Origin of the sequence: Halomicroarcula saliterrae, from assembly GCF_031624395.1 — an archaeon.
GTDB lineage: Archaea > Halobacteriota > Halobacteria > Halobacteriales > Haloarculaceae > Haloarcula > Haloarcula saliterrae.
Genome location: NZ_JAMQON010000003.1, coordinates 334,715 through 352,508 on the forward strand (window position 1 = coordinate 334,715; position 17,794 = coordinate 352,508).

Genomic DNA, 17,794 nt, shown 5'->3' on the forward strand with positions numbered 1-17,794 from the left:
GAGAACCGGAATCGAGCGGTTTTATAACGAGTCTGATGCGCCCCTTTACCATGGACGACCTCGTGACGTTCGGCGAGACGATGCTGCGGTTCTCACCACCGGCTGACGAGCGCATCGAGACCGCAGACGAGTACACGGTCCGTGCAGCGGGCGCGGAGAGCAACGTCGCCGTGACGGCCCAGCGACTGGGCCTCGACGCGACCTGGACCTCGAAACTCCCTGACTCGCCGGTCGCGCGACGCGTCGCCGGGGAGCTTCGCAGCCACGGCGTGACGGTCGACGTCGTCTGGAGCGACGGCGGCCGCCAGGGGACGTTCTACCTCGAAACCGGTGACCGACCTCGCGGGAACACCGTCATCTACGACCGCACCGACGCTGCCGTCACGACCGCTACGCCCGCGGAGCTTCCCGTGGCGAGAATCGAGAACGCGGCGGGATTCCACACGACCGGCATCACGCCGGCGCTGTCGGACACGCTCTCGGAGACGACGGCGGCCCTGCTCGCGGCCGCACAGGAGGCGGGGACGACGACGAGTTTCGACTGTAACTACCGGTCGAAGCTCTGGTCGCCGGCCGAGGCCAGAGACACGCTCGCGGGGCTACTGGACGACGTAGACGTCTTCACCGTCGCGGAACGTGACGCTCGGAAGGTGTTCGATATGTCCGGAGAGAGCACGGAGATCGCGACGGAACTCGCGGAGACGTTCGGTCTCGAAGTGGCGGTTCTCACCCGCGGAACCGACCCGGCACTCGCGGTCTCCGGGGACGCCGTCTACGAACAGCCGACCTTCGAGTCGACGGACGCTCATCCGGTTGGGACCGGCGACTCCTTCGTCGGTGGCTTTCTCTCGCAGTACCTCGACGGACACGACGTCCCCGACGCCCTGGAATACGCCGCGGCGACGGCCGCGTTCAAGCGGACGGTTCCCGGCGATATCGCCGTGGTGAGTCCCGAAGAGGTCGAGACGGTCATCGACGGCGGCGCTGCGGGCATCTCCCGGTAGCGCCGCGAGCAAACGGGCATCCGGAGAGAGACAGCGACTCAGTTCCGCGCGTCTTCGACGGCCCGGACGAAGGCGGCGGCGCTCTCGCGGACGGCGTCCATGTCGTCGTTCTCGATGGCCTCGTAGTCGACCAGCGCCGAGCCGGCGCCGACCGCCGTCGCCCCGGCGTCGAAGTAGTCGGCGACGTTGTCCGTCGAGACGCCGCCGGTCGGCATGATGGGTACGTCGCCCAGCGGCCCCTGAATCGCGCCGATGTGGCCCGGCCCGACGGTCGACGCGGGGAACAGCTTCAGTATGTCCGCGCCCGCGGCCATCGCCCGGTCGGCTTCAGTCGGCGTCATCACACCCGGGACGGCGACGACGCGCTCCCGGTTGCACACTTCGAGGACCTCCTCACTGATATTGGGGGCGAGAACGAACTCCGCACCGGCTTCGATGACGTTTCGAGCGGTCGCTGCGTCGCGAACCGTCCCGGCACCGACGACGGCGTCGGTATCGGCGAGCGCGCGGTCCACGTCGGCTATCAGCTCCGAGCACCGTTTCGCGTCCGCGGTCAGTTCCAGGGCAGTCACGCCGCCCTCGTAGATAGCACGCGCGACGTCGACCACGTCGTCCTCTGGGATGTCGCGCATCACGGCGACTACGCCGCTATCGACGATACTCTCCATTATCCGCTGTTCGGTCGCCATATCCGCGTGGATGTATGGCGGAGGTAAAGTGTCCTCGCTATCCGTCTGGGCCTCATCGGCCCGATACTCGCTGTGCCCCTCACGGGATACTTGGCCCCGTCACGGTGGTAGCAGCGAGTGTCGTGGTCGGTCCGTATGATTTCGGTGACACGTAAACGATGCCTCGGTCGCCGAACGGGTACCAGTCCAACGCAACGGAGCGCCTGCCAGTCTCTACGTCCAGAGCCGTTCGGCGAAGGCGTTGTGCACGCTCTCGTTCGCTATCGCCGCTCCGACGTCGCGTTTGAACGTCTCGGCGTCGCTTCCGCCCCGTTTGATCGTGTTCAGGGTGTCGATAGTTTGGTGCGTGCCGCGTTCGAACGAGAACGACCCCACTGCGACCCGACCGTCCAGTTCGGTCCGGAATATCGGCGGGCCGCCGTCCGCGGTCTGTTCGTGCGTGAGGACCGATTCCGCGACGCTCGCGTCGCCGGACTCGACGTACGTGAAATACGCCGTCAGGTTCGCCGACGGAGTGAGGGTGAACGGTCCGGTGTCGACGTGACCGTCCGAGAGGTGCACTGCGAACAGACTCCCGGACACGTCGGTAATCCGGTCGGCCCGTTCGACGGTCGCACCCCGCTCTCGAAGCGTCGCTGTGAGTTGCCGGGAGACGCTCGCCCGGACGTCGGCGTCTCCGCCCGTGACGACGACAGTGACAGTCTCATCCGCGACCTGCGGCACACCGGCGTTTGCCGCGGAACCGCTCGTCCCTGCCGGCGCTGTCGAGGTCGTGTACGTCCCGGAGACAGCGGGGCTATACGCGATTGCGACCGGCATCATGCAGACGCCGACGAGGAGGGTAACAGTGATCAGGAGGGTTTTTCGGGTCATCGGGTTGATCGTTCGTGTTCTGCGGGAGGAGCTCTCGGCGGACTCCGAATCGGCAGCGGAGCCCCTGGAGACGACGAGTGCCGTGACGACGCCGGCCGCCGCGACCAGCGCCGCCGGCGGACTCAGTGTGTGGCTGCTAACGGACTGCTGGACGGCGTCGGGCAGTTCGTCGGCGAGCCCGACCAGTCCGAGGACGCCGATGGCGCCCAGCAGCCGCTTGAGCCTCGCGACGAGGCCCGATTTTCGCTCCTCGGTGCCGAGGAACACGACGGCCGGGTGCTCCGACGGTGCGTACACGCGCATCTCCTTCCCGCGGGCGGAGTAGCGCGTCTCGACGACGCGGACAAGCCCGACACCTTCGAGCTTCTCCAGGTGGTACATCGCGTTCTGGACCGACGTGTCGGTCTGTTCGGCGAGTTCGGACGGGGTGCTCGGCGTTCGATACAGCGCCGAAAGCATCGTGCGTGTCGTCTGTGAGGAGAGCGCATCGAACACCGCGTCGGCCTCCTCGTCGTCGATGTCGAGGAGTCTGAACGACCCGTCTTGCGTCGATTCGGAGTCCGACCGCGTAGAGGGCAACAGTGACATACTCGCCACCTTCGCTATTCGATAGAGTAGGCTTAGGGGTACGGGTAAGTTCAACGGCCATTGAAGACTGGCAGCGTGGCTTCCGTGGGTCCGACACAAGAACTCTCCCCGCTAGCGTCTCCCGTCCCACGTCCGCTCGGTCCACAGTGACACTCACACGTCACGCACTCGATGGCGACTCGGCACGCCACTCAGGCGACCGGCGTCGCAGCCGCTTTACACCGCTCGTAGAGCGCTTCGAGCCACGCTCTCGCGGCCGGCCGGCCCGATTCGACGTGGACGGTCGGGAGTCCGGTCGCGGGGTCGTGGCCGACGATGGAGACATCGTCGTCGTCGATAGCGAACGAGAACGGAACGGCGTCGTCGTCGGCGACGAGGACGGACAGCGAATCGCTTTCGGTCACTTCGTCGAACCCCTCGCCTCCGACCGTCTCGTGTGCCTCCAGAGCGCTGGCGGTGAATATCCGCTCGATGTGGTCTTTGGACGCCAGTTCGGGCATCGCACGTTCGATGGCCTCGACGGCCGTCGGGTTGACGAGCGTGCCGCGGGACGTCGCCGTCGCCTCGAAGCGCTCCATGACGTGGCCGACGACGCGGTAGGGATTGGACGGGTCTGCGACGACGACGGTCGCGTCGGCAAACAGGTGGGCGTGTTCGAGCAGCGTCGGGTGGGAGACGAGGTCGAACAGCGGGTCGAGTCGGTCGATGGTCTCGACGGCAGTCTCGTACGTCTCACTGGCCGATAGCAGCGCTGTCCCCTGGCTCGTCGTCCGGTATCCCTCCTTCGTCTTCTCCAGTAGCCCCCGGTCTTCGAGGGCCACGGTCGCACGGTAGACGGTCGTCCGCGAAACGCCGGTCTGTTCGCTGAGCTCTCTTCGCGAGCGTGCGCTGTCGCGACAGGCGGCGAGGAGCGGCGTACGTCGGAGTATCGAGACGGCTCGGTCGGTATCCGACGAATCCATGGTCCATATCCCTATTCTACCCTCATAACGTTTCAGTTACGCCCCACCTGTTCGTCGATGAACAGCGCGCCCAACAAAAAATAATGAGTCCAACGGTGGGTATAACTGGAGTTTTCAGAGATATACCCCATGATTGCCGTGTCGGTTCGGAATTCTGTGGATTCAGGTGGCGACTGCCGGGCGTCGGCGGGTGGGCGGGCGACCGACTGTGACCTCGCGTCTCTGTCTGCACGCAGTTCGGGTGGCGGTCGATGAACGGCGTTCGCTCGCTGGCCGCCGTGCTCCTCGTGGTCGGGGCCGTTGCCCTCGCGGGAACGGGGCCGCTCACCGGGACTGCGGCGGCGGCCGCCAACAGCGCGACCCTCACGACGACGACTGTCACGGCCGGCAACTCGGCCGCGGTGACCGTCGCGGACGACCCGGCGACGGCCGACCCCGGCTACACGGCCGTCGCGTCGGTGGACTCGACGTACGACGCCGACGGGACGGACCTCTCCGGCACGAACGCGACGGCCGACGCGGAGACGATCAGTATCGACACGAGCGGGGCCGAAACCGGAGAGTACACCGTCTACGTCGCGAACGTGACGACGACGCCGGCCGGGGGCACCGACCTCTCGACGTGGGCGAACAGCACGGCCGACCAGGTCCTGACCGTCAACGGTAACGAGACGGTAACGGGAACGGTGACCGACGGGGCGAGCGGCGAGGCGCTGTCGGGCGTCGAGGTCGAGGTGGACGGCGAAGTCGCGGACACGACGGACGCAAGTGGCGACTACGACATCGAGGTGGTGAACGGCGAGACCGTCGACCTGAGCGCCGAGACGACCGTCGACACCGCCGACGCGGGCGACGTGACGATTGCGAACACCACGGCGGTGACCGTTGCGGGGTCGACGACGCAGGACCTCGTGTTGTTCGCCGAGCACTCGGGTTCGGGGACGAGCGAGCGGCCCTACAACGTCTCGAACGCCTACGAGTTGCAGGCGATGAGTCAGGACCTCGATGCGGACTATCAGTTGGTCGAGGACGTCGATGCGAGCGGGACTGCAGACTGGAACGATGGGGAGGGGTTCGACCCGGTCGGGACGGCAGATGACGTTACTGATCCGAATCCGGCGACCATGTTCACCGGGTCCTTCGACGGACAAGACCGGTCGATAACGGGTCTCTCGATCAACCGCTCTAACGAACTGGCCGTCGGACTGTTCGGTGCGGCAAGCGGTCTGACAGTTTCGAACGTCTCGCTCGTCGACCTCAACGTGACTGGGGCGTCGCTCGGTGACGTTGGAGAAATCACCGCGACTGGCGGACTAGTTGGGGTATCTGCTGGCCTCGACGCGTCTTCGATTGACACGTCCGGTTCGGTAAGTACTGGTCACGTACAAGGTGGCCTCGTCGGCGGTTGGTTTGATTCAGATAACCCGAAGTCTCTCGAACTCAACAACGTCAGTTCGAGCGTCGACGTGACCAGCAATGAGATCACGTACGCTAGTGGTGGAGTCGTCGGATTCTGGAGGGGTCAAGAAACGATCGAGGACTCTCGGGCAACCGGTACTGTCGTTGGCATAGGGGCTGGCGCTGGCGGATTTGCTGGGTCTCTCGGTCACGCGGAACTCACCAACGTTTCGGCGACCGGAACCGTGCGGCCGCCGGACGGTAAACAGGTCAACAGAGCTGGCGGGCTCGTTGGGTGGCTCGAAGATGGAAACATTAGCCGCTCGGCTGCAACCGGTGATGTGAGCTCTGGCGACGGAAATTACGCTGGCGGCTTGATCGGTGATGCCGCCGGGAGTGTTTCTATCGAGGAGTCGTACGCGACAGGGAACGTGACCGGTAGCAGTGCTGTCGGTGGCCTTGTTGGAACCGGTGCCAAGGAGATTACGAATTCCTCTTCGACCGGGACGGTTCACAGTAACAACAGTGCTGGTGGTCTTGTCGGAAGCAGTGCGGATCTCGTCTTGAACTCCTACGCCGCAGGCTCCGTCGACGGCAGCGAAGTCGGCGGTATCACCGGCAACTCAGTCGACGAGATGACGAACGTCTACTGGAACGAGAGCACCGCTGACGAGGCCGTCACTTCCGGTGACGCTACCGGAGCAACTGGTCTCACGCCCGCACAAATGTTCGGCATGAACGCTACCGACAACATGGACGGACTCGACTACGAAACAACGTGGCTCGCCGTCGACGACGAAGACACGTACCCAGTACTGGGCTGGCAGGTCGACACCTACGATCTCTCGCTCGCGGACGACGACATCAACGTCGAAGACATCACCGAGGCAACGGTCGACGTTACACTCTCGGACGGCACGGAGACCACCGCAACCGAAACGTCGACCTACGACACTGAAGATAACGTAACGGTCGACGCAGGAACGGTCACCGCCAACACCTATGGCCCCGACACCGTGACCGCGACGGCTGGCGGACGCTCGGATGCCGCCGCGATCACCGCCCGCGATTCGGACTTCAACGTCACGCTCGACGAGCCCCCGTCGAGCGTCGACGCGGGCGAAACCTACGAGTTCGAGGCGACCGTCGAGAACGTCGGCAACGCCGAGGGGACGAAAAACGTCGCGCTGGCATTCGGCGGGACCGAGCTAACCAACGAATCGGAGACGCTCGCCGCCGGTGGGACTGCAACTATCGCTGTCGACTACGAGATTCCCGAGGACGCAGCTACCGCCGCGTCGGTCGACCTCGACGCGAGTACGCCCGACGACGAATCGACGGCTGGCGTGCGGATCGACGGCTTCGAGACGGTCTCGGGGACGCTGACCGACGGTGCGACCGGCGAGGCGCTGTCGGGCCTCGACATCGCGGTCGATGGAACGGTTCGGGACACGACCGACGCGAACGGCGACTACGAGATCGAGATCACCAACGGGTCGACCGTCGACCTCGCGGCGACCACGACAATCGAGGACGCCGACGGCGACCCCGAGATCACCGCCACCGAGACGGTCACCGTCGACGGGTCCACCCAACAGGACCTCGAACTGTGGGCCGAACTGGAGGGATCGGGCACTGAGAACGACCGCTACAACGTCTCGAACGCTTACGAGTTGCAGGCGATGAGCCAGGACCTCGATGCGGACTATCAGTTGGTCGACGACGTGGATGCGAACGCGACTGAAGACTGGAACGACGGGAAGGGATTCGACCCCGTTGGGACAGCGGACGAGCTTACCAATCCAGATACCGCGCCCATGTTCGCAGGGTCCCTCGATGGACGAAACCGGACGATAACAGGGCTCAATATTAACCGCTCGAACGAGCTATTCGTCGGGCTCTTCGGTGCAACCGATTCAACGACGATACGGGACCTCTCGCTCACGAACGTGGATATCCGTGGTGCATCCGAGGAAGACGTGGGAGGGAGTACGGCAACCGGTGGGCTCGTCGGTCTATCCGGAGACCTCACTGTATCCTCGGTCTATGTCTCCGGGGCTGTCGAAACGGGCTACTCTGCTGGTGGTGTCGTCGGGAGCAATTACGGGGGAGCAATCGATGACGGTCCGATTCTTGTCTTCAGCGATGTCACGTCGGAGGTTGGCGTCACTACCTCTGCCAACAATCGCGGTTCTGCCAGTGGCGGCGCTATCGGATTCTGGGGTGGACCAGTGACGATTACGAACTCACGGGCGACCGGAGATGTCCTCGGTAGGGGTGATGACGTCGGTGGGTTCGCCGGATGGATCGGTACTACTTGGGATGAAGTGGAGCTGTCTACGATCTCGAACAGCTCTGCGACGGGGAACGTCACGGCATCGGGCGGTGGATCTATTGGATCTGCTGGCGGGCTAGTCGGAACACTATACAATGCGGTCACCGACAGTGTCTCCGCGACCGGCAACGTAAACTCCGGTGGTGGCGATCGTGCTGGAGGACTAGTCGGTGATCCCGATTCAGTAACTCGTATCAATAGCTCGTATACGACAGGCGATGTCACTGGTGCGGATGATGTCGGCGGACTGGTCGGGAATAGCGCAGATGAGATCTCAAACTCGTACGCCGCAGGTTCCGTCAGTGGTGAAACCGTCGCTGGTATCGCCATCAACTCGGTCGGAGAGATGGACAATGTTTACTGGAACACCAGTACGGCCGCAAATGCCGTCACTTCCGGTGACGCTACCGGAGCAACTGGTCTCACCCCCGCCCAGATGACCGGTCCAGACGCAGTCGCCAACATGGCCGGACTCGACTACGACAAGACGTGGCTCGCCGTCGACGACGACTACCCACTGCTCGCGTGGCAAGTCGACAGCTACGACCTCTCGCTCGCGGACGACGAAGTCGACGTGAATAACACCACCGAGGCGACGGTCGAAGTCACCCTCCAAGACGGCACGGGGACCACCGCGACCGACACGTCGACCTACAGCGCCGACGGACCCAACGTCTCGGTCGACGCGAGCACGATTACGGGCGAGGCCTACGGCCCCGACACCGTGACCGCCACCGGAGGCGGGCTCTCGGACGTCGCGGCAATCACCGCGCTCGATTCGGACTTCCGGGTCGCTCTCGCAGACGCCCCGGCGAGCGTCGACGCGGGGTCGACCGCCACGTTCAACGCACGCGTCGAAAACGTCGGCAACGCCGCAGGGACCGAGAACGTCTCGCTCGTGTTCGACGGCGCCGAGTTCTACAACCAATCGGTGACCGTCGCCGCGGGCGAGACCGAGAACGTCACCGCCGACTACGCGATTCCGGCGGCCACCGAAACCGGCACGGCCGCCCTCAACGCGAGCACGCGGACGGACCACGCGACGACGACCGTCGCCACCAACGGCAACGAGACGGTCACCGGCCGGGTCGTCGACGGCGCGACCGGCGCGGCGCTGTCGAACCTGACGGTGACGGTCGACGACGGAACGAGCACGCAGACCGCCGAGACCAACGCGGACGGCGTCTACGAGCTGTCGGTGGTCAACAACCGGACGGCCACGGTCTCGGCCACCACGACAGTCGACGGGGCCGAAGGTCCCGAGGAAATAACGGGAACAGCGACCGCGACAGTCGCCGGCGAGACGACCGTCGACCTCGACCTGTGGCCCGACCTGGCGGGCGAGGGGACGAGCGAGCAGCCCTACACCATCTCGACGGCCCGCGAGCTGGCGGCGATGAGTCAGGACAGCGATGCGAACTACACGCTCGTCTCGGATGTGAACGCAAGCCAGACTGACGAGTGGGACGGCGACGGATTCACGCCGATTGACTTCGATGGCGGCACACTCGACGGCGACGGCTACACGATTACCGAACTACAACTCGCTAACGAGAGCTTCTACACTGGACTGTTCGCGAACATATACGCGGATAGTCTGGTGACGAACCTCTCGCTGGAGAACGCGACTGCACTCGGTGTCGACGGCGGGTCGACCGGACTGCTCGCCGGAACCAGTACCGACGCCACGATCGGGCGGGTGCGCGTGACCGGAACTATCGACGCCGGCGGATTCGACACCGGCGGTCTCGTCGGATTCAATTCGGGCGAGATACGCAATTCGACAGCGAACGTCTCTCTCGAAGGAGATTCACAGCGTGTCGGTGGGCTCGTCGGACGGAACGGAAACGGTGGCACGCTGTCTTCTTCGTTCGCCGTCGGCAGCGTCGACGGCACCGGCACGCTGGGCGGGCTCGTCGGCGACAACAGCGGCACCGTCGAAAACGCCTACTGGGACATCGACACGACTGGGCAGGCGGCCTCGGCCGGTGGCGGCACCCCGCTCACGACCGCGAACATGACCGGGCTCGACGCCACCGAGACCATGACGCTGGACTTCGAGACGACGTGGGCGCCCTCTACGGACTACCCCGTCCACCGCTTCGATGAGGCCAACGCCGACCCCGTCTTCGCCGTCCGGAGCGTCGACCTGCCCGAGTACGTGGCCCCGGGCGAGCCGTCCGCGTTCAACGCGACGCTGGAGAACATCGGCACGGCGAACGGAACGAAGACGCTCGTACTTTCGATAGACGGCACCACGTCCGAGCGTAGCGTGACGCTCGCGGCCGGGTCCAACGAGTCCGTCAGGTCGTTCGTCCTTCTGCCAGCCGATTTCACCGACGGGAACTACACTGCCGTCGTCGAAACGCCCGACGACGAACTGACCGACAGTATCGAGGTTCGCAGCCGCGAGACGCTCTCGGGAACCGTCACCGACGGCGCGACGGGTGAGCCGCTGAACGACACCCCGGTCACGGTCGACTACGGCGGCGGCCAGCAGGCGACTGTCCGAACAGATTCGGGGGGGACCTACAGTATTCCCGTGTTCAACGGTACAGCGGTCACCGTCTCGGCGAACACGACTGTCGACGCCGTCGGCGACCCTCGAATCGACGACTCCGAGACGCTGACCGTCGACGGAAGCGAGACGGCCGACCTCGAACTGTGGCCGGAACTGGCGGGCAACGGCACCGAGGCGAACCCCTTCGAAATCTCGAACGCCCACGAGTTGCAGGCGATTGTGCAAGAGACAGGCGCGAAATATACGCTCGTCGATGATGTGGACGCGAGTGAGACCGACGAGTGGACGGTTTCGGCGTTCTCGGAGAAACGCGGATTCCGCCCGATAGCCTTCGGTGGCTCACTCGACGGTGACGGGCACGCAATCACTGATATGACGGTGTTCGGTGACGGCGATGCTCCCGGTGGCTACCTTGGCCTGTTCGGGACGCTCAACGGAGCCCGCGTCTCGAATCTCTCGCTCGAAAACGCGACGACCGACGCTACCGGCGGAAGCTACACCGGCCTGCTCGTGGGGTCGGCCTACAACGGGGCCACGATTGCGAACGTCAGTATCACCGGGACGATGCGGGGGAACGCGACCAACGTTGGACCGATTGGCGGAATCAGTGGCGGTGCGATTCGTAACGTCACGGCCGACGTCGACGTCGGCGGCAACGGGACCAACGTCGGCGGACTCGTCGGCTGGAATCTCGGAGCGATGGCCGACACGTCCGCCGCGGGCTCCGTCTCCGGAAACGGTTCGGTCGGCGGGCTGGTCGGCACCAACACTGGCGACATCGAGACGTCGTACGCGGTGGGAGCCGTGGCCGACGGTGACGGCGCCGGGGGACTCGCCGGGAGAACAACCACCGGCGCGACCGTCTCGAACGCCTACTGGGATATCGACTCCACCGGACGGACCGACTCCGCCGGAAACGCGACGGGGCTCACGACCGACGAGATGACCGGTGCAGACGCGGATTCCGCTATGGACCTCGACTTCGACGGGCCGTGGCACGTCACGCCCGGCTACCCGGCGCTCGACGAGTACGAACACGCCGGCAACGGGACCGACGACGACCCCTACGAGGTCGGCGACGTCGACGAACTCCAGCTGGTGGCGAACGACCCCGCGGCCACCTACACGCTCACGCGGGACATCGACGCGAGCGAAACCGCCGACTGGAACGACGGCGCCGGGTTCGAACCGATCGGCATCGACTCCGTCCGGCAGTTCAGCGGCTCGTTCGACGGTGCCGGACACGAGATCACCGGGCTGACGAGCACCGATAGCGAGGCAGACGGCGTCGGGCTCTTCAGCGAGAGTTCGGGCGAGATTACGGACGTGGCTCTCTCCGCGGTCGACATCGATGGCCGGCGGTCGGTCGGCGGTGTGGCCGGTGGCGTCTACGACGGCGGAACCGTTCGGAACGTCTCCGTGAGTGGCACGGTCGTCGGCGTGACGAACGTCGGCGCTCTCCTCGGGGAGAGCGTCGAATCCGACGTGCGCGATTCGTGGACGCGCGGGAGCGTGACCGCCGTCGGGGCGAACGCCGGCGGGCTCGTCGGGCGGAGTGAGACGTCGACGGTGACGAACGCCTACGCCGGCGCGAACGTGACCGGGAACGTCAACGTCGGTGGACTACTCGGGGCGACAGAAGACGGTGGGACGGTCTCGAACTCGTACGCGACCGGACCGGTCGACGGAGACAGTGGCGAGGGCGGACTCGTCGGCAGCGCGGTCGGAGCGAACGGCGGGACCGTCGAGGACTCGTACTGGGATACGTCGGCGACCAACCAGTCGACTTCGGCGGGCGGCGCGCCGCTGACGACCGAGACCATGACCGGCGCGAACGCCACCGAGGCGATGGCCCTCGACTTCGGCGGGTCGTGGGTGGCCACGGCCGGCTATCCGCGGCTCCGGTGGGAGGCCGCGTCACTCTCCCTGCGACTCGACTCGACGGCCCTCGAACCCGGCGAGTCGACCGACGCGACGGCCGTGCTCGGCCTCGCCGACGGCTCGACCGTCTCGGTGACCGGGACCGCGAGCTATTCGAGTGGCGACCCCGGTGTCGCGACAGTCGGGAACAGCACCGTCACCGCCGGGAGTGACGGGACCACGGACATCGTCGCGAGTGCGGGCGGTCTGGAGGCGAGAGTCCGTATTGCGGTCGAGTCACCCGATTCCGGAACTGATGGCAGTGGCGGTACTGCTGGGGGTGGCAGTCGCGGTGGCGGTGACGATGACTCCGGCAGCGGGGGCGCTGGTGGCGGTACCAGTGGCGGCGCGCCACCGAGCCCCGGGTCCGACGGGGGCCCGGCAGGCACCGATGCGGACGGAGGCGTCACGGTCAACACGACGGCTACCGCCGACAGCCCGACCAGTATCGACCTCGGCGAGGCAGTTGGCGACGCGGGCAGCGGGATACGCTACGAGCGAGTCGCCCTCACGCTCGATGCGGACGCCGAAGTGACCTTCGGGGCCCGCCCGACCGCGCCGGAGAGACTGCCCAGCGGGACGCCACCGCTCGCTCCCGACGACGGCGGGCGCGCCGACCTCGCTCTCTCGTACGTCGAATTCACAGTCCTCGCCGACGGCGGCGACGCGAGCGACCGCGTCACCGCGGCGACGGTCGGATTCAGCGTCGACACCGCCAGCCTCTCGGAACACGGGCTCGGTGCCGAGGACGTCGCACTCTACCGATACGATGCCGACGCGGGCGAGTGGACGGAACTCGACACCACCGTTGCAAGCAGGGATAACGGACGGGTTCGCTTCGAGGCGACGAGCCCGGGCTTTTCGGTGTTCGCCGTCGGTCCGTCGACCGCCGTTCGCGGCGACTCCGCGACGGCGGGTGCGCCTGACAACGCGTCGGCGGGGCCGCAATCACCGACAGAGAACGCGGACTCCGACCCGGCGACCACCGACTCAGAGCGAGAGACGACGGCGGCGGACGGCCCCGGATTCGGTGTCGGTGTCGCGCTCGCCGCGCTCGTCTCGGTGGCGTTGTTCCGCCGCCGACGGACATAGCGCGGTCACGCGCTCCCGTCCGGCACTCACCGGGAGTCGAACATCTCGTGGTCGTTGATCAGGGTGACGACCCGAAGGGCCTTTCTGGAGGCGTCGCCCTCGCCGTCGACGCGGTCGACGGGAACGCCGACGCTCTGGACGAGCCAGTCGTCAGTCTCGTCCCGTCCCATCTGTACGTCACTTCCCGGCACTTCCGACTCGGCGAGGTCCCGCGCCCAGTCGGGCGTCTCCAGTTCGTCGAAGTCGTCGGCGTCGCGGAACCGAACGTGGTAGTGGTCTTCGTAGTGCTCGACCGCTTTGACGGTCAGCTGTGAGGTCATGCCTAAGCGGTGGCGCTCTACTCTCATAGCCGGTCTACTTGCGAACGCAAGCCGCTGCACAGCGGTCTGGACACGCGAGTAGTGCGTGCCGGAGAGTCAGATAGAGGCGCCAGACACCCCAAACTGCTTGACTCCGGTGACCGTACCGGATGGCAGATGTGTGCTAGCTTGGCGCGGTTCAAACGTCCATTGCTCTACCTGATGGGCCCGCTGTACGTCGTCGCGGGGCTCTTGCATTTCGTCGTCCCGGAGCTGTACGTCCAGATTGTCCCACCGATACTGCCCGCACCGCTCGCGCTGGTCTATCTCTCCGGACTCGCCGAAATCGGTGTCGGGATTGGGGTGTTGCTGCCACGGACCCGACAGTACGCGGCGTGGGCGACAATCGCGTTGCTGGTCGCAATCTTTCCCGCCAACATCTACATGGCGACCAGCGGGGTCGTCGTCGCGGGGATGCCCGGCGGGGGCGACCCCTCCGCGTTCGGTCGCTGGGCACGGCTGCCCCTGCAGGGCGTGTTGATTCTGTGGGCGTACTGGTATACGGAGTGAGCGCGGTATCGCGCCGATCCCGGTCCGAGACAGCACCGCTCCGAGCCGACGTTGCGTTGTCGGAGGCCGTCGACAGTCCGGCCGCTTGGAGTCGGAACAGTTGATTTTAATTCCGACGGGGCTGTGCCTATGTACGAACACAGCTAGTTCCTGACGACCTATGCCCTCCCAAAGTTCCACTCAGCGGATATCGACCGACCGGCTCGTGTTGGCAGTCACGGGACTCCTCATCACGGCCGTCCTGGTCGTCGCGGTCTGGTCGGCGGGCGTTTCGTCCGTCGAGAAGCCGCCGCCAGTCGACGTAAACGTCAGCGAGCGCTACCAGTCCCTCGACGGTATCGAGGCCACGCGGACGACCGTCATCGAGCGAAACGGGACGGTTCAGAGCAGGACGGCGTACGACGCGACGACAGTCCCGACGACGGGAGAGCGGCGGCTGCGGCTCAGCAGCGGCACCTCGCGGTACGATCTGCGCGTCTCGAACGGGTCGGTGCTGTGGCTCCACGACGAGGACCGAGCGGTCGTGACACGGATTCGGCTCAGCGGGCCGTCGCCGACGACCGGTACTGCCGACAGGGTCCAGCGCCTGCTCGTCAGGGCGAATCTCACGGCCACCAGCGCCGCGAGTGACACGCGCCCCGCTGTCGAACCGCTCCCGGTCGTTCCCGAAGACACGTCCCCGGGCGGCCCCGGGCTCGACACCGAGTACACCGTGCGCTACGGGGGCAACGAGACGGTCGACGGACGGGAGACGTACGTCGTCCACGTCACGCCCGGCCCGAACCAGTCCGAGGCCGGCTATCGGCAGACGCTGTGGATCGATACGGAGTGGTTCTACCCGCTCAAGCGACAGACGACGTGGCGTGACGACGGGACGCGGACGGAGCTGACCACGACCTACACGGACGTCACGTTCAACCCCGACATCCCGGCCGGGACGTTCACGCCCGAAATCGGGCCGAACACGACCGTCGAGCCCACCGACGCACCCGAGACGCAGGTGTACCGTCGGCCCAGTGCCCTGCGGGCGAACACCACCGTTCCCGTGCCGGAACCGACCGTCCCACCGTCGTACGAGCTGGCTTACGCCACACACACCGACGGCTCTGTCCAGGGGGTCGGACTGCGCTACGTGAACCAGACGAGCTGGATTACGGTCTCGAAGTACAACTTCACGTACCCCGTGCCCGACGGCGGCGAGCGGCGGTATATCGACGGTCGGCCGGCTCTCCTCACCCGCGGGTCGACCGTGACGCTCTCGTGGAACTGTGGGACGTATCGGTACACGCTGCGTGGCTCCGGCGTGACGGCCGACCTGCTGGTCGCGGTCGCCCGGTCGGTCGGCTGTCCCGGAGCCTGACCCCCCAGTTTCTGGGTCAGAAACTCGACTCCCTTTTATAAGTCCTCCCGTACCGATAGCAAAGTTGCAGGTCCCCCGCCCCGGGGACGACGGCAGCGCACACACGCTGTCCCGTGGTTCGACGGTGGCTTGCCCTCCTCCCCCCCCTCTATTGCCACCGGCCCACGGCGTCCCCGTCGGACCCTGCTGACGCCTCCGTAGTGCCTCCCCCCGGCTTCTGAGTCGGAAAGTGGGAGGTCCTTTTATTCGGTCGCCCGTGATTGGTCACGGACGTGAGTGAGGACCCGGCGCTGGGCGAACTTCTCGACCTGCTTAGCGACGAGTACGCCCGGGACATCCTCGCAGCAGTGAGTGAGAAACCAATGTCCGCCAAACAACTCGCCACCCAGTGCGACATGTCAGAGCCGACCGTGTATCGCCGTATCCGCCTGTTACGAGAGCACGATCTGGTGGAGGAACAGACCAAGATAGAGACCGGAGGGAACGATTACAACGTGTACGCGGCGACGCTGTCGGGGTTCTCGATGCGACTGGAGGACGGGACCTTCGACGCGACTGTCGAGCGGCGCTCCGCGCCGGCGTTCCCCGGCCAGAACGAGGCCGACACCGCGGACCGGTTCAAGAAGATGTGGGAGAACCTGTGAGATGAGTTCGATACCGGCGCTGGTCGACTGGCTCATCGTCGCGCTCGCCGCCGGTTCGACGGTCGTCGGCAGCTACGTCGGCTATCAGGCCTACCGGGGGTACCGCCGGCACGACAGTCCGACGATGCAGTACCTCTCTCTGGGGTTGATATTCCTGACGGCGGTGGCGTTCAGCATCGCCTTCGTCGGGTCACTGCTGCTCAGAGAGGGGATCGTTCCGATGCGCTTCCAGCAGTCGCTCACGCTGGTGACGCGCACCTTCCAGTTTCTCGGCGTGGTGTTCATCGCGTATTCGCTCCACCGACGAGAGTAGCGCCGAACCGGCGACTCCGGGCGACTTACACGGCGGCACGCGACCGGCGCCGGGCCGCGTACCTGGCGGGGCGGTCTCACTCTTCCGTTTCGTTCACCACTGTGACGGCCGACTCGTCGAGGTCGAGCGCGACGCTGTCGGGATGTTCGGACGCGTTGCGGGCCTCGAACTCGCCGGCCGTCCTGATGTTCTCCTCGTCTATCTGTATCTCGACCCACGAGTGGACGACCGTCTCCGCGTCGCGGTCGACGGTCAGCATGACCGAACTCCCGTTCCCGTCGGGGCGCTGGAGTTCGACGTCGACGCGGCCGTCAGCGGTCGCTTCCGTGACAGTCGCCCGAAGCTCCGTGGCGTCGAGGTGTGCCCGCACGTTGTAACTCGTCTGTCCGTCGGCAGCGACGAGACGCTCTATCAACGCCCGGTCGGCCTGGTCCAGCACGCCGATGTCGTCGGTGTAGTTCAGGCTCACCTCGTCGATGTCCGCGCGGGCAGTCCGCACGTCGACCGTCTCGTTGGCGAGGTCGACTGTCCCCCGAACCGACGGGAGGCAATCGTCGGCGGGTCGAACGTGGATACCGGCGATATCCAGCGGCTCGTCGCGCGCCGTGGACTCGTAGTACTGATTGACCTGTACTTCGAGCCGGTCGTACGCACCGAGGCCCGCACGAGTGCCCGTCTCGTCGACGACGAGCTCGGCGAACCGCTGGCGGCCGACCTCGTCGAACGCCGCGCCGTCGTGGTGTGAGACCAGCGTGACGGTCACGTTCCCGACCTGATGGCTGGTTCTGTTGCGCTCCGGACTGTCGAGGCGCAGGACGCCGCTGCACGTGCGGTCGGCTTGCTGGAGGGTGTACTCCCCGTCGCCGGTCCCGCTCACCGTCACGTTGAACTGCCGTTGGTCCGCCTCGATTTGCGTGCCGTTCGTCTCGTTTGCGGTATCCGGTTCCGCGTCGGCGGGCAGACCGGCACCTGCGATGACCGCGGCGCCGCTGGCCGCGAGGACCACGGCCGAGACGCCGAGGGCGTACATCGCGAGTCTGTAGTCACGTTGCATTACTCTCACTCCGTTCGCATCGATTCTGTCGTGTCATTGGCTGCTCCGGCAACAGTCGAGCGGGGATTCGCAGAGCGGTCACGGACACCGTGGCGCCGCCGTCGACTGTTGCACTCGTGGGTTGCAGGAAAGTGCTTGTAAATCGCCGTTGGAAACGCCTGTGAAACGCGAC

Annotated in this window: 11 protein-coding genes; 6 read left to right on the top strand and 5 right to left on the bottom strand. The window is 65.8% G+C overall.

Translation table 11 applies throughout. The annotated features are described in order from the left end of the window. Positions 1–50: 50 nt before the first annotated feature. On the top strand, positions 51–1,004 hold the full coding sequence (kdgK1, locus tag NDI56_RS12950) for a bifunctional 2-dehydro-3-deoxygluconokinase/2-dehydro-3-deoxygalactonokinase (RefSeq protein ID WP_310919961.1): 954 nt from the start codon (positions 51–53) through the stop codon (positions 1,002–1,004). Between the two features lie 38 nt (positions 1,005–1,042). Here the strand turns inward: kdgK1 and NDI56_RS12955 are convergent, their stop codons facing one another. From NDI56_RS12955 to NDI56_RS12965, 3 genes are all read right to left on the bottom strand, one after another. Beyond that, on the bottom strand, positions 1,043–1,693 hold the full coding sequence (locus tag NDI56_RS12955; RefSeq protein WP_310919962.1) for a bifunctional 4-hydroxy-2-oxoglutarate aldolase/2-dehydro-3-deoxy-phosphogluconate aldolase: 651 nt from the start codon (positions 1,691–1,693) through the stop codon (positions 1,043–1,045). A gap of 213 nt (positions 1,694–1,906) precedes the next feature. Then, a complete protein-coding gene (locus tag NDI56_RS12960) occupies positions 1,907–3,154 on the bottom strand; it encodes an ArsR/SmtB family transcription factor (protein WP_310919963.1) in 1,248 nt (415 codons plus the stop codon). 191 nt (positions 3,155–3,345) lie between these two features. Further along, positions 3,346–4,116 carry a helix-turn-helix transcriptional regulator gene (locus tag NDI56_RS12965; protein ID WP_310919964.1) on the bottom strand — a complete coding sequence of 257 codons (771 nt, stop codon included), beginning with the start codon at positions 4,114–4,116 and terminating at the stop codon, positions 3,346–3,348. A gap of 251 nt (positions 4,117–4,367) precedes the next feature. On the opposite strand from NDI56_RS12965, the gene NDI56_RS12970 reads away from it, so the two are divergent. After that, positions 4,368–13,382 (top strand): PGF-pre-PGF domain-containing protein, encoded by a 9,015-nt coding sequence (locus NDI56_RS12970; protein ID WP_310919965.1) that lies wholly within the window; start codon positions 4,368–4,370, stop codon positions 13,380–13,382. A gap of 26 nt (positions 13,383–13,408) precedes the next feature. Here the strand turns inward: NDI56_RS12970 and NDI56_RS12975 are convergent, their stop codons facing one another. Next, positions 13,409–13,702 (bottom strand): hypothetical protein, encoded by a 294-nt coding sequence (locus tag NDI56_RS12975; RefSeq protein WP_310919966.1) that lies wholly within the window; start codon positions 13,700–13,702, stop codon positions 13,409–13,411. Positions 13,703–13,858: 156 nt separating this feature from the next. On the opposite strand from NDI56_RS12975, the gene NDI56_RS12980 reads away from it, so the two are divergent. From NDI56_RS12980 to NDI56_RS12995, 4 genes are all read left to right on the top strand, one after another. After that, positions 13,859–14,251, top strand: a complete 393-nt coding sequence (locus tag NDI56_RS12980) for a DoxX family protein (protein WP_310919967.1) — start codon at positions 13,859–13,861, stop codon at positions 14,249–14,251. A 160-nt stretch (positions 14,252–14,411) separates the two neighbouring features. Beyond that, positions 14,412–15,611 (top strand): LolA family protein, encoded by a 1,200-nt coding sequence (locus NDI56_RS12985; protein ID WP_310919968.1) that lies wholly within the window; start codon positions 14,412–14,414, stop codon positions 15,609–15,611. A 272-nt stretch (positions 15,612–15,883) separates the two neighbouring features. Then, complete coding sequence (locus NDI56_RS12990) at positions 15,884–16,255, top strand: ArsR/SmtB family transcription factor (protein ID WP_417936017.1); 372 nt, start codon at positions 15,884–15,886, stop codon at positions 16,253–16,255. Between the two features lies 1 nt (position 16,256). Then, positions 16,257–16,568, top strand: a complete 312-nt coding sequence (locus NDI56_RS12995) for a DUF7521 family protein (protein ID WP_310919970.1) — start codon at positions 16,257–16,259, stop codon at positions 16,566–16,568. A 76-nt stretch (positions 16,569–16,644) separates the two neighbouring features. On the opposite strand, the gene NDI56_RS13000 is transcribed toward NDI56_RS12995, so the two are convergent. Beyond that, entirely contained in the window at positions 16,645–17,622 is a 978-nt protein-coding gene (locus tag NDI56_RS13000) for a hypothetical protein (RefSeq protein ID WP_310919971.1), read from the bottom strand. Positions 17,623–17,794: the final 172 nt, after the last annotated feature.